Annotated in this window: 10 protein-coding genes; 5 read left to right on the top strand and 5 right to left on the bottom strand. The window is 65.6% G+C overall.

The window, feature by feature from the left end:
• Positions 1 to 64: 64 nt before the first annotated feature.
• From AC3WTC_RS07830 to AC3WTC_RS07820, 3 genes are all read right to left on the bottom strand, one after another.
• Entirely contained in the window at positions 65 to 1,009 is a 945-nt protein-coding gene (locus AC3WTC_RS07830; RefSeq protein ID WP_025876852.1) for a 5'-nucleotidase, read from the bottom strand.
• Between the two features lie 46 nt (positions 1,010 to 1,055).
• A complete protein-coding gene (locus AC3WTC_RS07825) occupies positions 1,056 to 1,829 on the bottom strand; it encodes an NAD kinase (protein WP_025876850.1) in 774 nt (257 codons plus the stop codon).
• Between the two features lie 199 nt (positions 1,830 to 2,028).
• On the bottom strand, positions 2,029 to 7,005 hold the full coding sequence (locus tag AC3WTC_RS07820) for an NAD-glutamate dehydrogenase (protein ID WP_492711251.1): 4,977 nt from the start codon (positions 7,003 to 7,005) through the stop codon (positions 2,029 to 2,031).
• A 250-nt stretch (positions 7,006 to 7,255) separates the two neighbouring features.
• Between AC3WTC_RS07820 and AC3WTC_RS07815 the strand changes: the two genes are divergently transcribed.
• Genes AC3WTC_RS07815 through AC3WTC_RS07805 form a run of 3 tightly spaced genes read left to right on the top strand, consistent with a single transcriptional unit; the run spans position 7,256 to position 12,365 of the window.
• Positions 7,256 to 7,912 (top strand): TetR/AcrR family transcriptional regulator, encoded by a 657-nt coding sequence (locus AC3WTC_RS07815; protein ID WP_492711250.1) that lies wholly within the window; start codon positions 7,256 to 7,258, stop codon positions 7,910 to 7,912.
• A complete protein-coding gene (locus AC3WTC_RS07810; RefSeq protein ID WP_492711249.1) occupies positions 7,912 to 9,177 on the top strand; it encodes an efflux RND transporter periplasmic adaptor subunit in 1,266 nt (421 codons plus the stop codon). Before AC3WTC_RS07815 ends, AC3WTC_RS07810 begins: the two co-directional genes overlap by 1 nt.
• 14 nt (positions 9,178 to 9,191) lie before the next feature.
• Positions 9,192 to 12,365 (top strand): multidrug efflux RND transporter permease subunit, encoded by a 3,174-nt coding sequence (locus AC3WTC_RS07805; protein ID WP_025876842.1) that lies wholly within the window; start codon positions 9,192 to 9,194, stop codon positions 12,363 to 12,365.
• Positions 12,366 to 12,519: 154 nt separating this feature from the next.
• On the opposite strand, the gene AC3WTC_RS07800 is transcribed toward AC3WTC_RS07805, so the two are convergent.
• Both AC3WTC_RS07800 and AC3WTC_RS07795 read right to left on the bottom strand, forming a co-directional pair.
• Positions 12,520 to 12,807, bottom strand: coding sequence for a hypothetical protein (locus AC3WTC_RS07800; RefSeq protein WP_080148450.1), 288 nt, complete (start codon positions 12,805 to 12,807; stop codon positions 12,520 to 12,522).
• 144 nt (positions 12,808 to 12,951) lie between these two features.
• Positions 12,952 to 14,100, bottom strand: a complete 1,149-nt coding sequence (locus AC3WTC_RS07795; RefSeq protein WP_032976311.1) for an acyl-CoA dehydrogenase family protein — start codon at positions 14,098 to 14,100, stop codon at positions 12,952 to 12,954.
• 135 nt (positions 14,101 to 14,235) lie between these two features.
• Between AC3WTC_RS07795 and AC3WTC_RS07790 the strand changes: the two genes are divergently transcribed.
• Together AC3WTC_RS07790 and AC3WTC_RS07785 are read left to right on the top strand one after the other, a co-directional pair.
• Entirely contained in the window at positions 14,236 to 15,165 is a 930-nt protein-coding gene (locus AC3WTC_RS07790; RefSeq protein ID WP_025876836.1) for an ArsR/SmtB family transcription factor, read from the top strand.
• A gap of 7 nt (positions 15,166 to 15,172) precedes the next feature.
• Positions 15,173 to 16,267 carry a homocysteine S-methyltransferase family protein gene (locus AC3WTC_RS07785; protein WP_059064614.1) on the top strand — a complete coding sequence of 365 codons (1,095 nt, stop codon included), beginning with the start codon at positions 15,173 to 15,175 and terminating at the stop codon, positions 16,265 to 16,267.
• The last annotated feature ends 38 nt before the right edge of the window (positions 16,268 to 16,305 follow it).

Genomic DNA, 16,305 nt, shown 5'->3' with positions numbered 1-16,305 from the left:
GGGCCATGCCCGGCGTTTCCATGGGCGCCGCTGCGCTCGCCGGGCATGGCCCGGCGCTGCCACCTCACCCTTCGTTGGCGACACCATGCGGCACGTGGCCGGCGGCTACGTGTTCACGCGCACTGTCGATGTTGTGCTGTGAATCGTCAAAGAAGATGTCGGCACCGAACGCCTGCAGGAACGGGCCCTTGTGTCGACCGCCCAGGAACAGCGCCTCGTCCAGGCGCACACCCCATTCGCGCAGGGTGCGGATCACCCGCTCATGCGCCGGTGCAGAACGTGCGGTCACCAGCGCCGTGCGGATGGGCGCGCTGTCGCCGGCCGGGAACACTTCCTGCAGCGTGTGCAGCGCAGAGAGGAAACCGCGGAATGGACCGCCACTGAGTGGCTCGCGTGCACGCTCGCGTTCGTGCCGGCCGAAGGCTTCCACGCCCTGCTCGCGCGAAATGCGCTCGCTCTCGTCCCCGAAGATCACCGCATCACCATCGAAAGCGATGCGCAGCTGCCCGGCCGGGCGGGTGATGTCGATCTGGTCGGCGGCAGCGGCAGCGGTCTCGCCCGGCGGCTTGGGCAGGATGGTCGCCGCGGCGATGCCATGGCGAAGCGCGCTGCGCACCGATTCCGGATTGGCCGACAGGAACAGGTCGGTGCCGAACGGCTTCACGTACGGCCAGGTCGGCTCACCGGCGGTGAAGGTCGCGCGGATGATGCCCAGCCCGTAGTGCTGGATGGAATTGAAGATGCGCAGGCCGGTATCGGCCGAGTTGCGTGACAGCAGGATCACTTCCACGCGCGGGTTCTCGGGGCTGGCGCCCTGGTTCAGTGCCAGCAGCTTGCGCACCACCGGGAAGGCCACGCCCGGCCCGAGGACGTCGTCCTCGTGCTGGCGCTGGTACTCGGCATAGGCGGCCACGCCATCGCTTTCGAACAGCGCATGGCTTTCTTCCAGGTCGAACAGCGCACGCGAGGTCACCGCGACGGTCAGCAAACGGGGGGAGTTGTCGCCCATCGGTGGGGTCCTTCAAGCGGTCGGCAGTGCCGGCCGCCTATTGTCGTCAAAAAACGAACTGTTCGCTCAGGATCCGGTCTTCGAGGTTGTGCTCCGGGTCGAACAGCAGGGTCACCCGGTGCTCGCGCGACTCACGGATCGTCACTTCGACCACATCGCGGGTCTCGTGCGAATCGGCAGTGACGCTGACCGGACGCTTGTAGGGATCGAGCACGCGGAAGCGCACTTCGGTGTCGGCCTTGAGGATGGCGCCGCGCCAGCGCCGCGGGCGATACGGGGCCAGCGGCGTCAGGGCGATGGTGTGCGAGCCCAGCGGCAGTACCGGCCCATGTGCGGAATAGTTGTAGGCGGTGCTTCCGGCCGGGGTGGCCACCAGCACGCCATCGCCGATCAGTTCGCCCACCCGCTCCTGGCCATTGAGGTCGATGCCGATATGCGCCGCCTGCCGGGTCTGGCGCAGCAGCGAGACGTCGTTGTAGGCCAGCGACCCGGTGGTGGTACCCGATTCGGTCAGCGCCATCATTTCCAGCGGGCGCAGGTGGGCCGGCTCGGCACGGGCGATACGCGCATGCACGTCGTCGTCGCCGCGGTACTGGTTCATCAGGAAACCCACCGTGCCCAGCTTCATCCCGAATACCGGCCTGCCCAGGTGTCCGTGACGATGCAGGGTCTGCAGCATGAAGCCATCGCCGCCGAGCGGGCACAGCACGTCGGCCTGGTCCGGGGCGTGGTCGCCGTAGCGCGAGACCATCGCCGCACGGGCCATCTGTGCAGGTTCGGTGGTACTGGCCAGGAAAGCGATGCGGGGGGTGTCGCTCATCGGTGGATCCGGGGGAAGGCTCGGTGGAGAGCATAACCGAGCGCCGCTGCGCTCGCCGGGCGTGGCCCGGCGCTACCTGCTCCGCCGTACATCGGTAGCGCCGGGCCATGCCCGGCGGTCGTCCGCAAGAAAAAACGGCCCCGCTTTCGCGGGGCCGTTCCGGTTCACGCATGCCAGGCGTGGCCTGGCACTACATCACTTACGCGCCGTGGGCAGCGAGCTGACCCAGGCGCTGCACCGCGACCGAAACGGTCGGGTAGTCCAGGGTCTTCTGCTCGGCCAGTTCGGCCAGCATCGCCAGGGTGAAGCGCAGGCTGCTGTCGTCACGACCGATCCACGCGGCCACCTTGGCTTCAGCGGTGCTGCCCTTGGTGGCCAGCACCTGGCCAGCCAGGCTGCGGTGGTGTGCGGCCAGTTCGTCGCGCAGCACGCCACGTGCCACCGCGTGCCAGCGGCCGTTGACCTCCAGCGCGTCGATCTGCTCGAACAGCCACGGCAGCTGCAGGGCGTCGCCCAGGCGGAAGTGGATCTTGGAGACATCCACCGGCTTCAGCTTGCGGGTACGGGCCAGTTCGATGATGTCGAACGCCGGTTCCAGGAAGTGCAGTTCGGCCAGCTGCTGTGCCAGCGCCGACGGCAGGCCCTTTTCCTTCCACTCGGCCACCAGGGCTTCGTAGGTCGGACGCTGCGAATCCGGCAGCACACCCGAAGCAACACGGATGTCGTTGAACGGACCCTGGTAGCGGTTGACCGCCTCGGTGATGCCCGGCATCGGGCCCGGGCGCGACAGCAGCCAACGTACGAACGAACGCTGCAGCTTCCAGATCACTTCCAGCGCGTCGATCTGCACCGACTCCGGCAGCGTGCCATCAAGAGCGTCGATCTGTGCCCACAGCGCGCGTGCGTCCAGCGTTTCGCGGCTGATGGTGTAGGCCTTGGCGACCTCGGCAATGGAGCGGCCGGTGTCTTCCTGCATGCGCATCAGGAAGGTGGCGCCCATGCGGTTGATGGTCTGGTTGGTCACGGCCGTGGCGATGATTTCGCGCTTCAGGCGGTGACGCTCCATCGCGTCGGCGTACTTCTTCTGCAGCGGCGTCGGGAAGTAGCGCTGCAGTTCCTTGGACAGGTACGGATCTTCCGGGATGTCCGAATCCAGCAGCTGCGCGAACGCCACCAGCTTGGAATAGGACAGCAGCACCGACAGTTCCGGACGGGTCAGGCCCTGGCCGCGTGCCTTGCGCTGGGACAGCTCGGCGTCGGACGGCAGGAACTCGATCTGGCGATCCAGCAGGCCCTGCTGTTCCAGGGTACGGATGAAGTGCTGCTTGGACCCCAGGCGCTTGACCGCCATCCGCTCCATCAGGCTCAGGGCCTGGTTCTGGCGGTAGTTGTCGTTGAGCACCAGCGCGGCGACTTCGTCCGTCATCGACGCCAGCAGCTTGTTGCGCTGCTCGACGGTCAGCTTCTTGGCCCGCACCACATCGTTGAGCAGGATCTTGATGTTGACTTCGTGGTCGGAGGTATCCACACCGGCCGAGTTGTCGATGAAGTCGGTGTTGAGCAGCACGCCGGCCTGGGCAGCTTCGATGCGGCCCAGCTGGGTCATGCCCAGGTTGCCGCCCTCGCCCACCACCTTGCAGCGCAGCTCGCCACCATTCACGCGCAGGGCGTTGTTGGCGCGGTCGCCGACATCGCTGTGCTGCTCGCTGGCGGCCTTGACATAGGTACCGATGCCGCCGTTCCACAGCAGGTCGACCGGTGCCTTCAGGATCGCGCTCATCAGATCGTTCGGCGACAGCGCCTTGACGTTCTCGTCCAGGCCCAGCGCTTCACGCACCTGCGGGGTGATCTCGATCGACTTCAGGCTGCGCGGATACACGCCGCCGCCCTTGCTGATCAGCTTGGCATCGTATTCCGCCCAGCTCGAACGCGGCACGGTGAACAGACGCTCACGTTCGACGAACGTGGTCGCTGCATCCGGGTTCGGGTCCAGGAAGATGTGGCGGTGGTCGAACGCAGCGACCAGGCGGATGTGGCGCGACAGCAGCATGCCGTTGCCGAACACGTCGCCGGACATGTCGCCGACGCCAACCGCGGTGAAGTCCTGGGTCTGGCTGTCACGGCCCAGTGCACGGAAGTGGCGCTTGACCGACTCCCATGCGCCGCGCGCGGTGATGCCCATGCCCTTGTGGTCGTAACCGACCGAACCGCCGGAGGCGAACGCATCGCCCATCCAGAAGCCGTGCGCGATGGCCAGGCCGTTGGCGATGTCGGAGAAGGTCGCGGTGCCCTTGTCGGCGGCCACCACCAGGTACGGATCGTCCATGTCATGGCGCACGACATCCACCGGCGGCACGATCTTGTTGTTGACGATGTTGTCGGTGATGTCCAGCAGGCCCTGGATGAACAGCTTGTAGCAGGCCACGCCGTTGGCGAAGATCGCATCGCGATCGCCGTTCACCGGCGGCATCTTGGCGAAGAAGCCGCCCTTCGCGCCGACCGGCACGATGACGGTGTTCTTGACCATCTGCGCCTTGACCAGGCCCAGCACTTCGGTACGGAAGTCTTCGCGGCGATCCGACCAGCGCAGGCCGCCACGGGCGACGGCACCGAAGCGCAGGTGGGTACCTTCCACGCGCGGGCCATACACGAAGATTTCGCGGTACGGGCGCGGCTTGGGCAGGTCCGGCACCAAGGCCGAATCGAACTTGAAGCTGATGACATGGCCGTGCTGGCCATTGGCATCGGTCTGGTAGTAGCTGGTGCGCAGGGTCGCATCGATCACGCCCATGAAGGAACGCAGGATACGGTCCTCGTCCAGGCTCGACACGCGGTCCATCAGCTTCAGCAGCGCTTCGCGCGCGGCCTGCATCTGCGCATCGCGGTCACCCTTGCGGGCGTCGACCACGGTCTTGAGCACCTTCAGGGTTGCCTCGTCGCCGGCAGCCAGCACCTCGAGGTGGGCCTTCAGCTGCGCCTGGCCGGCGGCGATGTCTTCCTTGCTTTCATGGCCGGTGGCCGGATCGAAGCGGGCTTCGAACAGTTCCACCAGCAGGCGTGCCAGCAACGGGTAGCGGGTGAAGGTGCCTTCGACGTAAGCCTGCGAGAACGGCACGCCGGTCTGCAGCAGGTACTTGCAGTAGCCACGCAGCATGGCGACCTGGCGCCAGTGCAGGCCGGCAGCCAGCACCAGGCGGTTGAAGCCATCGTTCTCGGCATCGCCGTGCCAGACGCGGGCAAAGGTCTCACCGAAGGCTTCATCGACGCTGGCCGCATCGATCGCACCAGCGGTCGACTCGACCTCGAAGTCCTGCACGTACACCGGCGCGTTGTCCACCGACAGGCGGTACGGACGCTCGGCGATCACGCGCAGGCCCATGTTTTCCATCATCGGCAGCGCGTCCGACAGCGGGATGTCATCCAGCTGGCGATACAGCTTCAGGCGCAGGCCATCGCCGGATTCGCGCGGCACGGCCTGCAGGCTCAGGCGCAGGTCGTCCGGGCCGGTCAGCGCATCCAGCTGGCTGACATCGTTGGCGGCAACGGCGGTGCTGTTGTCTTCGATGTAACCGGCCGGCAGCGCCTTGCCGATACGCGCAGCAATGCGCAGGCCTTCGGCTTCGCCATGGCGGGTGACCAGCGCTTCGCGCAGGTCGTCCTGCCAGTTGCGCAGCACCTGGGCCAGCTTCTGCTCCAGTTCGGCGGTGTCGACGTCGAGCATTTCGCCCGGCTTCGGACGCACGATCAGGTGCACCTGGGCCAACGGCGATTCACCCAGCACCACCGAGCTGTCCACGTACTCGCCGTGCAGCGCTTCCTTGAGCATCGCTTCGATGCGCAGGCGCACGTCGGTGTTGAAACGCTCGCGCGGCAGGTAGACCAGCGCGGAAATGAAACGGCTGTACTTGTCGCGACGCAGGAACAGGCGGCTGCGCACACGCTCCTGCAGGCCCAGCACGCCCATCGCGGTGCGGAACAGTTCGTCCTCGCTGGACTGGAACAGCTCTTCGCGCGGCAGGGTTTCCAGGATATGGCGCAGGGCCTTGCCGCTATGGCTGGAGCCGGCCAGGCCGGACTGCTTCATCACGTGTTCGTAGCGCTGGCGCACCAGCGGGATTTCCCACGGGCGGCGGTTGTAGGCGCTGGAGGTGAACAGGCCGAGGAAGCGCTGTTCGCCGATGATCTTGCCCTTGGCGTCGAATTCCAGCACGCCGATGTAATCCATGTAACCGGCACGATGCACGCGCGAACGGGCATTGGTCTTGGTCAGGATCAGCGCGTCCTTCAGCCCGGACGTGGTGTTCAGGCCCTGCGCGGCCAGGGTCTTGACCGGACGTGCAGCGGACTTGTCCTTACCGCGCATCAGGCCCAGGCCGGTATCGTTCAGCGGCGCCAGCACGTCTTCCTTGCCCTGCTTCTCGACGCGGTACTCGCGGTAGCCGAAGAAGGTGAAGTGGTTGTCGGCGGCCCAGCGCAGGAATTCCTGTGCTTCCTTGCGCGAGGCAGCGTCGACCGGCAGCTGGCGGCTGCCAAGGTCGTCGGCCAGCGCCAGCGCCTTGTCCTGCATCGGCTGCCAGTCGCGCACGATGGCGCGCACTTCATCCAGCGCCTTGTTGATGGCCTGCTCGATGTCCGCCATGGCTTCGGCCGGCTGGCGGTCGATCTCCAGCAGCATCACCGATTCCAGCTGGCCCTCGCCGACCTTGGTCAGCTTGCCGGCCTTGTCACGGGTGAAATGCAGCACCGGGTGGCCCAGCACATGCACGCCCACGCCATGCTCGGCCAGCGACATGGTCACGGTGTCGACCAGGAACGGCATGTCGTCGTTGATGATCTGCAGCACGGTGTGCGGCGATTCCCAACCGTTGGCCTTCGCCGTCGGATTGAACACTCGGACATTGGCCTTGCCGGCCTTGCGGGCACGGGCGAATTCCAGCGTTTCGGCTGCGAGCGCGGCCCACTCCTCAGCGCTGTGATGGGGGAACTCGTCGGCCTCCATGCGCTTGTAGAAATCGGCTGCGAATGCCACTGCCTCGGCCTGGGCGGCCGCGGGGTAACGCTTGCGCAAGGCCGTGTACACCGGCTCCAGGGAGAAACCAGCGGTCACTGCGACCTCCGACTCAACTGGTTTGCTTTTGTTTTTCACGGTCTTGGCTGCGGTTTTTTGCGGTTTCATGGCAGAGCGGCGCGCTTGCTCAGTTGGGAAAATGAAATTGTAGCCCTACCGCACGAAAAGGCCTTGCTGCAGGACGGAATAACCAGATTCGGGTTTGCTGCGGTTTAGACGCCCTATTCAGTTCGCACCGGTATGGGCGTCGCAGTCGCGCAGCGTTGCCGACAGGATCGGCAAAACGTGTTACCGGAAGACACATGCGGCAACATCGGCGCGATTCCACAATCCTGAACTGGACGGTATAGTCCACCGCGTGAATCCGGCCTACCTTCCTGTCGCCCTCGACGCGCGTGATGAGCGCGTGTTCGACGCCGTGCGCGAACTGCTTGCCCAACAGGGCATGCAGATGAGCATGGACGCGGTCGCCCAGCATGCAGGCTGCTCGAAGCAGACCCTGTACTCGCGCTACGGCAACAAGCAGGCCCTGCTGCGGCGGGTCATGCAACGCCACGTCGGTCACGCCACCGGGGCCATGCTGCGTGCACTCCGCGGTGACGACCTGCGTGGCAGCCTGCTGCAGTTCGCCACCGACTTCCTGGAGCACTTCAACCAGCCCCACGTCGGCCAGGCCTGCCGCCTGATCGCCGCCGATGCAGCACAGTTTCCCGAAGAGGCGCGTACGCTGTACCGGCATGGCGCCGGCGCGTTGACACTTCATCTTGCTGAATGGATTGAAACCATTTGCAGTCGCGGGCTGCTGCGGCATGACGACCCGCACTTCATGGCCGAACTGCTGCTGAGCATGATTGCCGGTCAGGATTTCGACAAACAGCGCTTCCATACCCCCCATCGTGATGACGCTGCATTGCGTCGGCGCTGGGCAGAGTTCTCCGTCGATGGCTTCCTGCGCGCGTTCGCGCCGCAGCCCTCGCCGGCCCCGTCTTCAAACCAACCCCGGAGTTCCTCCTGATGACCGCCCCACTCCGCACCCTTGCCTTGACGTGCGCCGTTGCTGTCGCCGTAGCTGCCTGCAAGAAGCCGGAACAGCCGACGCCCCCACCGCCGGAGGTGGGCGTGATCGACGCCAAGCCGCAGACCCTGCCGCTGCAGCGCGAGCTGGTCGGTCGCCTGTCGCCGTTCCGCAGCGCCGACGTGCGCGCCCGCGTGCCCGGCGTGCTGCTCAAGCGCGTCTATCAGGAAGGCAGCGAGGTCAAGCAGGGCCAGACCCTGTTCCTGATCGACCCGGCGCCGCTGCGCGCTTCGCTCAACGCCTCTGAGGCCCAGCTGGCTTCGGCCCGCGCGACCTACGCCAACGCCAAGGTCGCCGCTGACCGCGCCCGTTCGCTGGCGCCGCAGAAGTTCGTGTCCAAGGCCGACCTGGACAATGCCGAGTCGGCCGAGCGCACCGCGCTGGCCGCGGTCAAGCAGGCCGAAGCCACCGTTACGTCCTCGCGCATCAGCCTGGGCTACACCGAAGTCACCGCCCCGATCAGTGGCGTGGCCAACAAGCAGCAGGTCACCGAAGGCGCGCTGGTCGGCCAGGGCGATGTGACCCTGCTGACCACCGTGGACCAGCTCGACCCGCTGTATGTGAACTTCTCGCTGAGCGTGGATGAACTGACCCAGCTGCGTGCGCAGCAGGCCAAGGGCACCCTGGCCCTGTCCGGCGACGGCAAGGCCACGGTCAACGTCAAGCTGGCCGACGGCAGCACCTACAACGAGCCGGGCACGCTGGACTTCTCCTCGACCACGGTCGACCCGGCCACCGGCGCGGTGTCGCTGCGCGCGGTGCTGCCGAACCCGCAGAAGATCCTGCTGCCGGGCGCCTTCGTCAGCTTCCAGGCCAACCTGGGCGAGCGCAACAATGCCTACCTGGTGCCGCAGCAGGCCCTGCTGCGTGACACCAACGGCGGCTATGTGATGGTGGTGGGTGCCGACGGCAAGGTCGTCCGCAAGAACGTCAAGACCGACGGCGCGCAGAACGGCAACTGGCTGGTCAGCGAGGGCCTGGCCGCGGGTGACAAGGTGGTCGTCGCCGGCGTGCAGAAGGTCAAGGAAGGCACGCCGGCCACGGCCAAGCCGTGGACCCCGGGCCAGGACGCCAACGGCAAGCCTGCCGCCGGCGGCGCTGCTCCGGGCGCGCCTGCCGCAGCTCCGGCCGAAGCCAAGGCACCGGCCAAGGCTGACCAGGCCGACAAGGCCGAGCCGGCCGCCACCGAATCGAACAAGCAGTAACGGGACCTTCCGTCATGCCTAAATTTTTCATCGAACATCCAGTCTTCGCCTGGGTGGTGGCGATCCTGATCTCGCTCAGCGGCGTGATCGCGATCCTCAACCTCGGCGTGGAGTCCTACCCCAACATCGCCCCGCCGCAGGTGACCGTCTCGGCCACCTACCCGGGTGCAAGTGCGGATACCACGGAGAAATCGGTCACCCAGGTGATCGAGCAGCAGCTGACCGGCATCGATCACCTGCTGTACTTCAGCTCCTCATCGGCCTCCAACGGCCGCGCCTCGATCACCCTGACCTTCGAGACCGGTACCGATCCGGACATCGCCCAGGTGCAGGTGCAGAACAAGGTCTCGCTGGCCACGCCGCGACTGCCTTCGGAAGTCACCCAGCAGGGTGTGGTGGTGGCCAAGGCCAACGCCGGCTTCCTGATGGTGGTGGCGCTGCAGTCCGATACGCCGACGATCAACCGTGACGCACTGAACGACATCGTCGGTTCGCGCGTGCTCGACCAGGTCTCGCGCATCCCCGGCGTCGGCAGCACCCAGCAGTTCGGTTCCGAGTACGCCATGAACATCTGGCTCAACCCGGAAAAGATGCAGGGCTATGGCCTGTCGGCCAGCCAGGTGCTGGCGGCGGTACGCGCGCAGAACGTGCAGTTCGCCGCCGGTGCGCTGGGCTCCGACCCGTCGCCGGAAGGCCAGCACTTCACCGCCACGGTGTCGGCCGAAGGCCGCTTCAGCTCGCCGCAGGAGTTCGAGAACATCATCCTGCGCGCCAATGCCGATGGCTCGCGCGTGCTGCTGAAGGACATCGCCCGCGTCGCCTTCGGTGCCAACAACTACGGCTTTGATACCCAGTACAACGGCAAGCCCACCGGCGCCTTCGCCATCCAGCTGCTGCCGGGCGCCAACGCCCTGAACGTGGCCGAGGCGGTGCGCGGCAAGATGGACGAGCTGCAGCCCAGCTTCCCGGCCGGCGTCACCTGGTTCTCGCCGTACGACAGCACCACCTTCGTCAAGATCTCGATCCAGGAAGTGGTCAAGACCCTGTTCGAAGCGGTGTTGCTGGTGTTCCTGGTGATGCTGATCTTCCTGCAGAACTTCCGCGCCACCCTGATCCCGACCCTGGTCATCCCGGTGGCCCTGCTGGGTACGTTCCTGGGCATGTGGATGATCGGCTTCACGATCAACCAGCTGACCTTGTTTGCGATGGTGCTGGCGATCGGCATCGTGGTCGATGACGCGATCGTGGTGATCGAGAACGTCGAACGCATCATGACCGAGGAAGGCCTGGCGCCGAAGCCGGCCACGCAGAAGGCGATGACCCAGATCACCGGCGCGGTGGTGGCCATCACCGTCGTGCTGGCGGCGGTGTTCATCCCCTCTGCCCTGCAGGGCGGTGCGGCCGGTGAGATCTACAAGCAGTTCGCCCTGACCATCGCCATCTCGATGGCGTTCTCGGCGTTCCTGGCGCTGGGCTTCACCCCGGCACTGTGCGCGACGTTCCTCAAGCCGACGCACAACGACAACCCAAACATCGTTTACCGCACCTTCAACAAGTACTACGACAAGATCAGCCACACCTATGTGGGCCACATCACCTCCGCGGTGCGCCATGCACCACGCTGGATGATCCTGTTCGTGGTGCTGACCGCGCTGTGCGGTTTCCTGTTCACCCGCATGCCGGGCAGCTTCCTGCCTGAGGAAGACCAGGGCTATGCACTGGCGATCGTGCAGTTGCCGCCGGGCTCGACCAAGAGCCAGACCAACGAAGCGTTCGCACAGATGCGCGGCATCCTGGAAAAGCAGGATGGCTATGAAGGCATGCTGCAGGTGGCCGGCTTCAGCTTCGTCGGCTCCGGCGAGAACGTGGGCATGGGCTTCATCCGCCTGAAGCCGTGGGAAGAGCGCAAGTTCACTGCTCCGGAATTCATCCAGAACATGAACGGCGCGTTCTACGGCATCAAGGAAGCGCAGATCTTCGTGGTCAACCTGCCGACCGTGCAGGGCCTTGGCCAGTTCGGTGGCTTCGACATGTGGCTGCAGGACCGCAGCGGTGCCGGTTACGAGCAGCTGACCCAGGCTCGCAACATCCTGCTCGGCCAGGCCGCGCAGAAGCCGGACCACCTGGTGGGCGTGCGCCCGAACGGCCTGGAAAACGCCCCGCAGCTGCAGCTGCACGTGGACCGCGTGCAGGCGCAGTCGATGGGCATGTCGGTGTCGGACGTGTACAGCACCATCCAGCTGATGCTGGCCCCGGTGTACGTCAACGACTTCTTCTACGAAGGCCGCATCAAGCGCGTGACCATGCAGGCTGATGGTCCGTACCGCACTGGCCAGGAATCGCTGAAGAGCTTCTACAGCCCGTCCAGCCTGACCACCAATGCCGATGGCACCAACGCGATGATTCCGTTGAGCACGGTGGTCAAGTCCGAATGGGTCTCGGCACCACCGTCGCTGAGCCGCTACAACGGCTACTCGGCGATCAACATCGTCGGCTCGCAGGCACCGGGCACCAGCTCGGGTGAAGCGATGCAGACCATGGAAGGCATCGTCAACGACGACCTGCCGGCAGGCTTCGGCTACGACTGGTCCGGCCTGTCCTACCAGGAAATCCTGGCAGGCAACGCCGCGACGCTGCTGCTGGTGCTGTCCATCGTTGTGGTGTTCCTATGCCTGGCCGCGCTGTATGAAAGCTGGTCGATCCCGGTGGCGGTGCTGCTGGTGGTACCGCTTGGCGTTCTGGGCGCACTCGCCCTGTCGATGATGCGTGGCCTGCCGAACGATCTGTTCTTCAAGATCGGCCTGATCACGGTGATCGGCCTGGCCGCGAAGAACGCGATCCTGATCGTGGAGTTCGCGGTGGAGCAGCGTGCGGCGGGCAAGACCCTGCGCGATGCCACCATCGAAGCGGCGCGCTTGCGATTCCGCCCGATCCTGATGACGTCCTTCGCGTTCATCATGGGCGTCATCCCGATGGCGATCTCCACCGGTGCCGGCGCCAACTCGCGCCACGCCATCGGTACCGGCGTGATCGGCGGCATGCTGTTCGCCACCCTGCTCGGCCTGCTGATGATCCCGGTGTTCTTCGTGGTGGTGCGCCGCATGCTGGGCGACAAGCTGGATGAACCGTCGAAGGAATTCCTCGGCCGCCAGCGTGATGCGGAAAGCGCCCATCGCCCGGATCGTTGATCCGACGGTGAGTTGAAACGAGAAAGGCCCCGGAGCGATCCGGGGCCTTTTTCTTTGCTGCTTTTGAATCCATGCCAACCAAGGTTGGCATCTACCAAAGCAGCGGCATGCCCGGTAACCGCCAACCTTGGTTGGCGCTCTCCAAGGCGACGTGTCAGCGCAGCAGCGAGATCATCACGCACACTGCAACGATCACCAATGCGACCCACTGCATCGGCACAAAGAAGAAATGATGGGGTGCGGCCTCTCCCTCCTGCCGCGGCGCACGGTTGAGCCACAGCCCCAGCAGCACGTTCACTGCCGCACCGATGCCACCACCCAGCAGCACCTGCTGCAGCGGGATGTTGCCCTTGGCGCCGTCGTGCGGGAAGAAGTACGCCAGCAACAGGATGCCTGCGATCGGCGTCACCAGCGTCATGAAGCCCCAGCCGCGGTAGATCATGCGGTATCTCCAGAAAAAACGATCCGCATTGCAGCAGCATGCATCCTGGAAAGCCAGAGGGGCATGCCATCTGGGCACAACGCCATCCACGCATGGCGTGGATCTACTGCCGCGCCGCCATTGCAGCGGCGCGGCGCAGGAAAATCAACGCAGCCCGGTTTCGTTGCGGGCAATCACCAGGCGCTGGATTTCAGAGGTGCCTTCGTAGATCTCGGTGATCTTGGCATCACGGAAGTAGCGCTCCAGCGGCATTTCCTTGGAATAGCCCATGCCGCCATGGATCTGTACGGCCTGGTGGGTGATCCACATTGCAGCTTCCGAAGCGGTAAGCTTGGCGATGGCGGCCTCGTTGCTGAAGCGCTTGCCCTCGCCCTTCACCCATGCCGCACGCAGGGTCAGCAGCAGCGCCGCATCCAGCTTGCACTTCATGTCGGCAATCTTCGCCTGGGTCATCTGGAACGTACCGATGGCCGCACCGAAGGCCTTGCGGTCCTTCACGTACTCCAGGGTCGCTTCATAGGCGGCACGGGCAATACCGATCGCCTGCGAGGCAATGCCGATGCGGCCGGCGTCAAGCACGCCCATGGCGATCTTGAAGCCCTCGCCTTCCTGCCCCAGCACGTCTTCGGGCTGCGCCACGTAATCGTTGAACTCGATCTCGCAGGTAGCCGAGGCACGGATGCCCAGCTTCGGTTCGGTCTTGCCGCGGCCGAAACCGGCCTTGTCGGTGTCGATCATGAACGCGGTGATGCCACGCGCGCCCTTGTCCGGCTCGCTCATCGCGAACAGCACGATGTACTTGGCCACCGGGCCGGAAGTGATCCAGCTCTTCTTGCCATTGATGACATAGCTGCCGTCGGCCTGCTTGACCGCGCGGCAACGCATGGCAGTGGCGTCCGAGCCCGACTGTGGCTCGGTCAGCGCGAATGCACCGATGGCCTCGCCTTCAGCGATGGCGCGCACGTACTTCTGCTTCTGCGCTTCGCTGCCATGGGTCAGGATGCCGTTGCAGAACAGCGAATTGTTGACCGACATGATGGTCGAATGCGCAGCATCACCGGCGGCGACCTCCACCATCGCCAGCACGTACGCGATCGGGTCCATGCCCGCGCCACCGTATTCGGTCGGCACTTCGATGCCCATCAGGCCGTTCTCGCCCAGCAGGCGGATGTTGTCCAGCGGGAACTCACCGGTACGGTCATGGTGCTCCGCGCTCGGGGCGATCTTTTCCTGCGCGATCCGGCGCGCAACGTCCTGCAGCATCAACTGCTCTTCGGTAAAGCTGAAATCCACAACACCCTCCCGGGAAAATGGTTCGCCGATTGTACCGGGGGCGGGGCATTGGCGGCTGACTCGGCCCTGGCGGCGGCTTGACCGGGCAGCCCCCCGTCAGCGAATATATCTCTATATCGCGATAGGTAGATGTTTATGGATCTGGAAGACTGGTCGACCCGCCTGAAGGTGTTCGCCGATGCTACCCGCGTGCGCCTGCTGGCGCTGCTGGAGCAGGAAGAGCTGACCGTGGCCGAGCTTTCGGCCATCACCCGGTTGGCGCAGCCGCGGGTATCGACTCATCTGGCGCGCCTGAAGGAAGCCGGCCTTGTGCGCGACCGCCGTGCGGGCGTGTCGGCCTACTACCGCTTCGACGAAGCCCAGCTGGACCCGGCGCAGCGTGCATTGTGGCATGCCCTGAGCAACGGAAGCGATGACCCGTTGCTGCGCCAGGATGCTGAACGCGTAGCGGCGGTGCTCGCCCACCGCGCGGCTGACCAGAACTGGGCCGACAGCGTGGCCGGCGACATGGAGCGCCACTACTCCCCGGGCCGCACCTGGGAAGCGCTGGCGCGCACCGCGCTGCCATTGCTGGAAACCGGCGACGTGCTGGATATCGCCTCCGGCGACGGTGTGCTGGCCGAACTGGTCGCCCCGCACGCCAGGCGTTACGTCTGCATCGATACCAGTGCGCGCGTGGTGGCCGCCGCCAGCGAACGCCTGCGCCGCCTGCCGAACGTGGAAGTCCGCGAGGGCGACATGCATGCCCTGCCCTTCAAGGACCGCAGCTTCGACCTTGTGGTGCTGATGCACGCCCTGACCTACGCCAGCAAGCCGGCGCAGGCGGTCACCGAAGCCGCGCGCGTACTGCGCCCGGGCGGTCGCCTGCTGCTGTGCAGCCTGGCCCGCCACGAGCACAAGGCCGCGGTCGATGCTTATGGCCATGTCAACCTCGGCTTCAGCGACAAGGAGCTGAAGAAGTTCGTCGACAAGGCCGGCCTGCAGGTCTCCAACCTGGAAACGGTCACCCGCGAAAAGCGCCCGCCGCATTTCGAAGTGATCTCGCTGATCGCCAACAAACCCTGAGGTCGACATGCCCGCATTGCCCTGGCTGCACCCGGAACGCGTGGAATCGCTGCTCGCTGCCCTGCGTGATCGGATCCTGATCATCGACGGCGCGATGGGCACGATGATCCAGCGCCACGGCCTGCAGGAAGAGGATTACCGGGGCGAGCGCTTCGCCGGCGGTTACGACCACGCCCATGGGCCCGGCTGCGACCACGGCGGCACACCCGAAGGCCACGACCTGAAGGGCAACAACGACCTGTTGCTGCTGACCCGGCCGGAGGTCATCGCCGGCATCCACACCGCCTACCTGGAAGCGGGCGCGGACCTGGTGGAAACCAACACCTTCAACGCCACCTCCGTCAGCCAGGCCGACTACCACCTCGAACACCTGGTGTACGAGCTGAACAAGGCGGGTGCGGCCGTCGCACGTGCTTGCTGCGATGCGGTGGCGGCCACCACACCGGACAAGCCGCGCTTCGTCATCGGCGTGCTCGGCCCGACCAGCCGCACCGCTTCGATCAGTCCGGACGTCAATGATCCCGGCTTCCGCAACACCAGTTTCGATGAGCTGCGCGGCACCTACCGCGAAGCCATCGATGGCCTGATCGATGGTGGCGCCGACACGATCATGGTCGAGACCATCTTCGATACGCTCAACGCCAAGGCTGCGCTGTACGCCATCGAGGAGGCCTTCGATGCACGTGGCGCGCGGCTGCCGATCATGATTTCCGGCACCATCACCGATGCTTCCGGGCGCACCCTGTCCGGACAGACCGCCGAGGCGTTCCAGGCGTCACTCGCGCATGCACGGCCGTTGTCGATCGGCCTGAACTGCGCACTCGGCGCCGATGCCATGCGTCCGCACGTGGAAACGCTGTCGCAGGTGTCGGACTGCTACGTCAGTGCCCATCCCAACGCCGGCCTGCCCAATGCATTCGGTGAGTACGACGAAACACCCGAGGAAATGGCCGCCACCCTGCGTGGCTTTGCCGAAGATGGCCTGCTCAATCTGGTCGGCGGCTGCTGTGGCTCCACCCCGGACCACATCCGCGCGATCGCGCTGGCGGTGGCCGGGCTGCCGCCGCGCGCCCTGCCTGCCGCCCAGGTGCAGGCGGCATGAACACCTGCACCCCCTCCCGCACGTCCCCCTGTTGCCGC

Source organism: Stenotrophomonas sp. FW305-C-20-S1, from assembly GCF_058783335.1.
This window is presented reverse-complemented; position numbering and strand designations above follow the sequence as displayed.

Coding starts and splice junctions, on each gene's coding strand:
- AC3WTC_RS07785 (WP_059064614.1), top strand. CDS start 15,173: ATGCCCGCATTGCCCTGGCTGCACCCGGAACGCGTGGAATCGCTGCTC.
- AC3WTC_RS07805 (WP_025876842.1), top strand. CDS start 9,192: ATGCCTAAATTTTTCATCGAACATCCAGTCTTCGCCTGGGTGGTGGCG.
- AC3WTC_RS07800 (WP_080148450.1), bottom strand. CDS start 12,807: ATGATCTACCGCGGCTGGGGCTTCATGACGCTGGTGACGCCGATCGCA.
- AC3WTC_RS07820 (WP_492711251.1), bottom strand. CDS start 7,005: ATGAAACCGCAAAAAACCGCAGCCAAGACCGTGAAAAACAAAAGCAAA.
- AC3WTC_RS07825 (WP_025876850.1), bottom strand. CDS start 1,829: ATGAGCGACACCCCCCGCATCGCTTTCCTGGCCAGTACCACCGAACCT.
- AC3WTC_RS07790 (WP_025876836.1), top strand. CDS start 14,236: ATGGATCTGGAAGACTGGTCGACCCGCCTGAAGGTGTTCGCCGATGCT.
- AC3WTC_RS07830 (WP_025876852.1), bottom strand. CDS start 1,009: ATGGGCGACAACTCCCCCCGTTTGCTGACCGTCGCGGTGACCTCGCGT.
- AC3WTC_RS07810 (WP_492711249.1), top strand. CDS start 7,912: ATGACCGCCCCACTCCGCACCCTTGCCTTGACGTGCGCCGTTGCTGTC.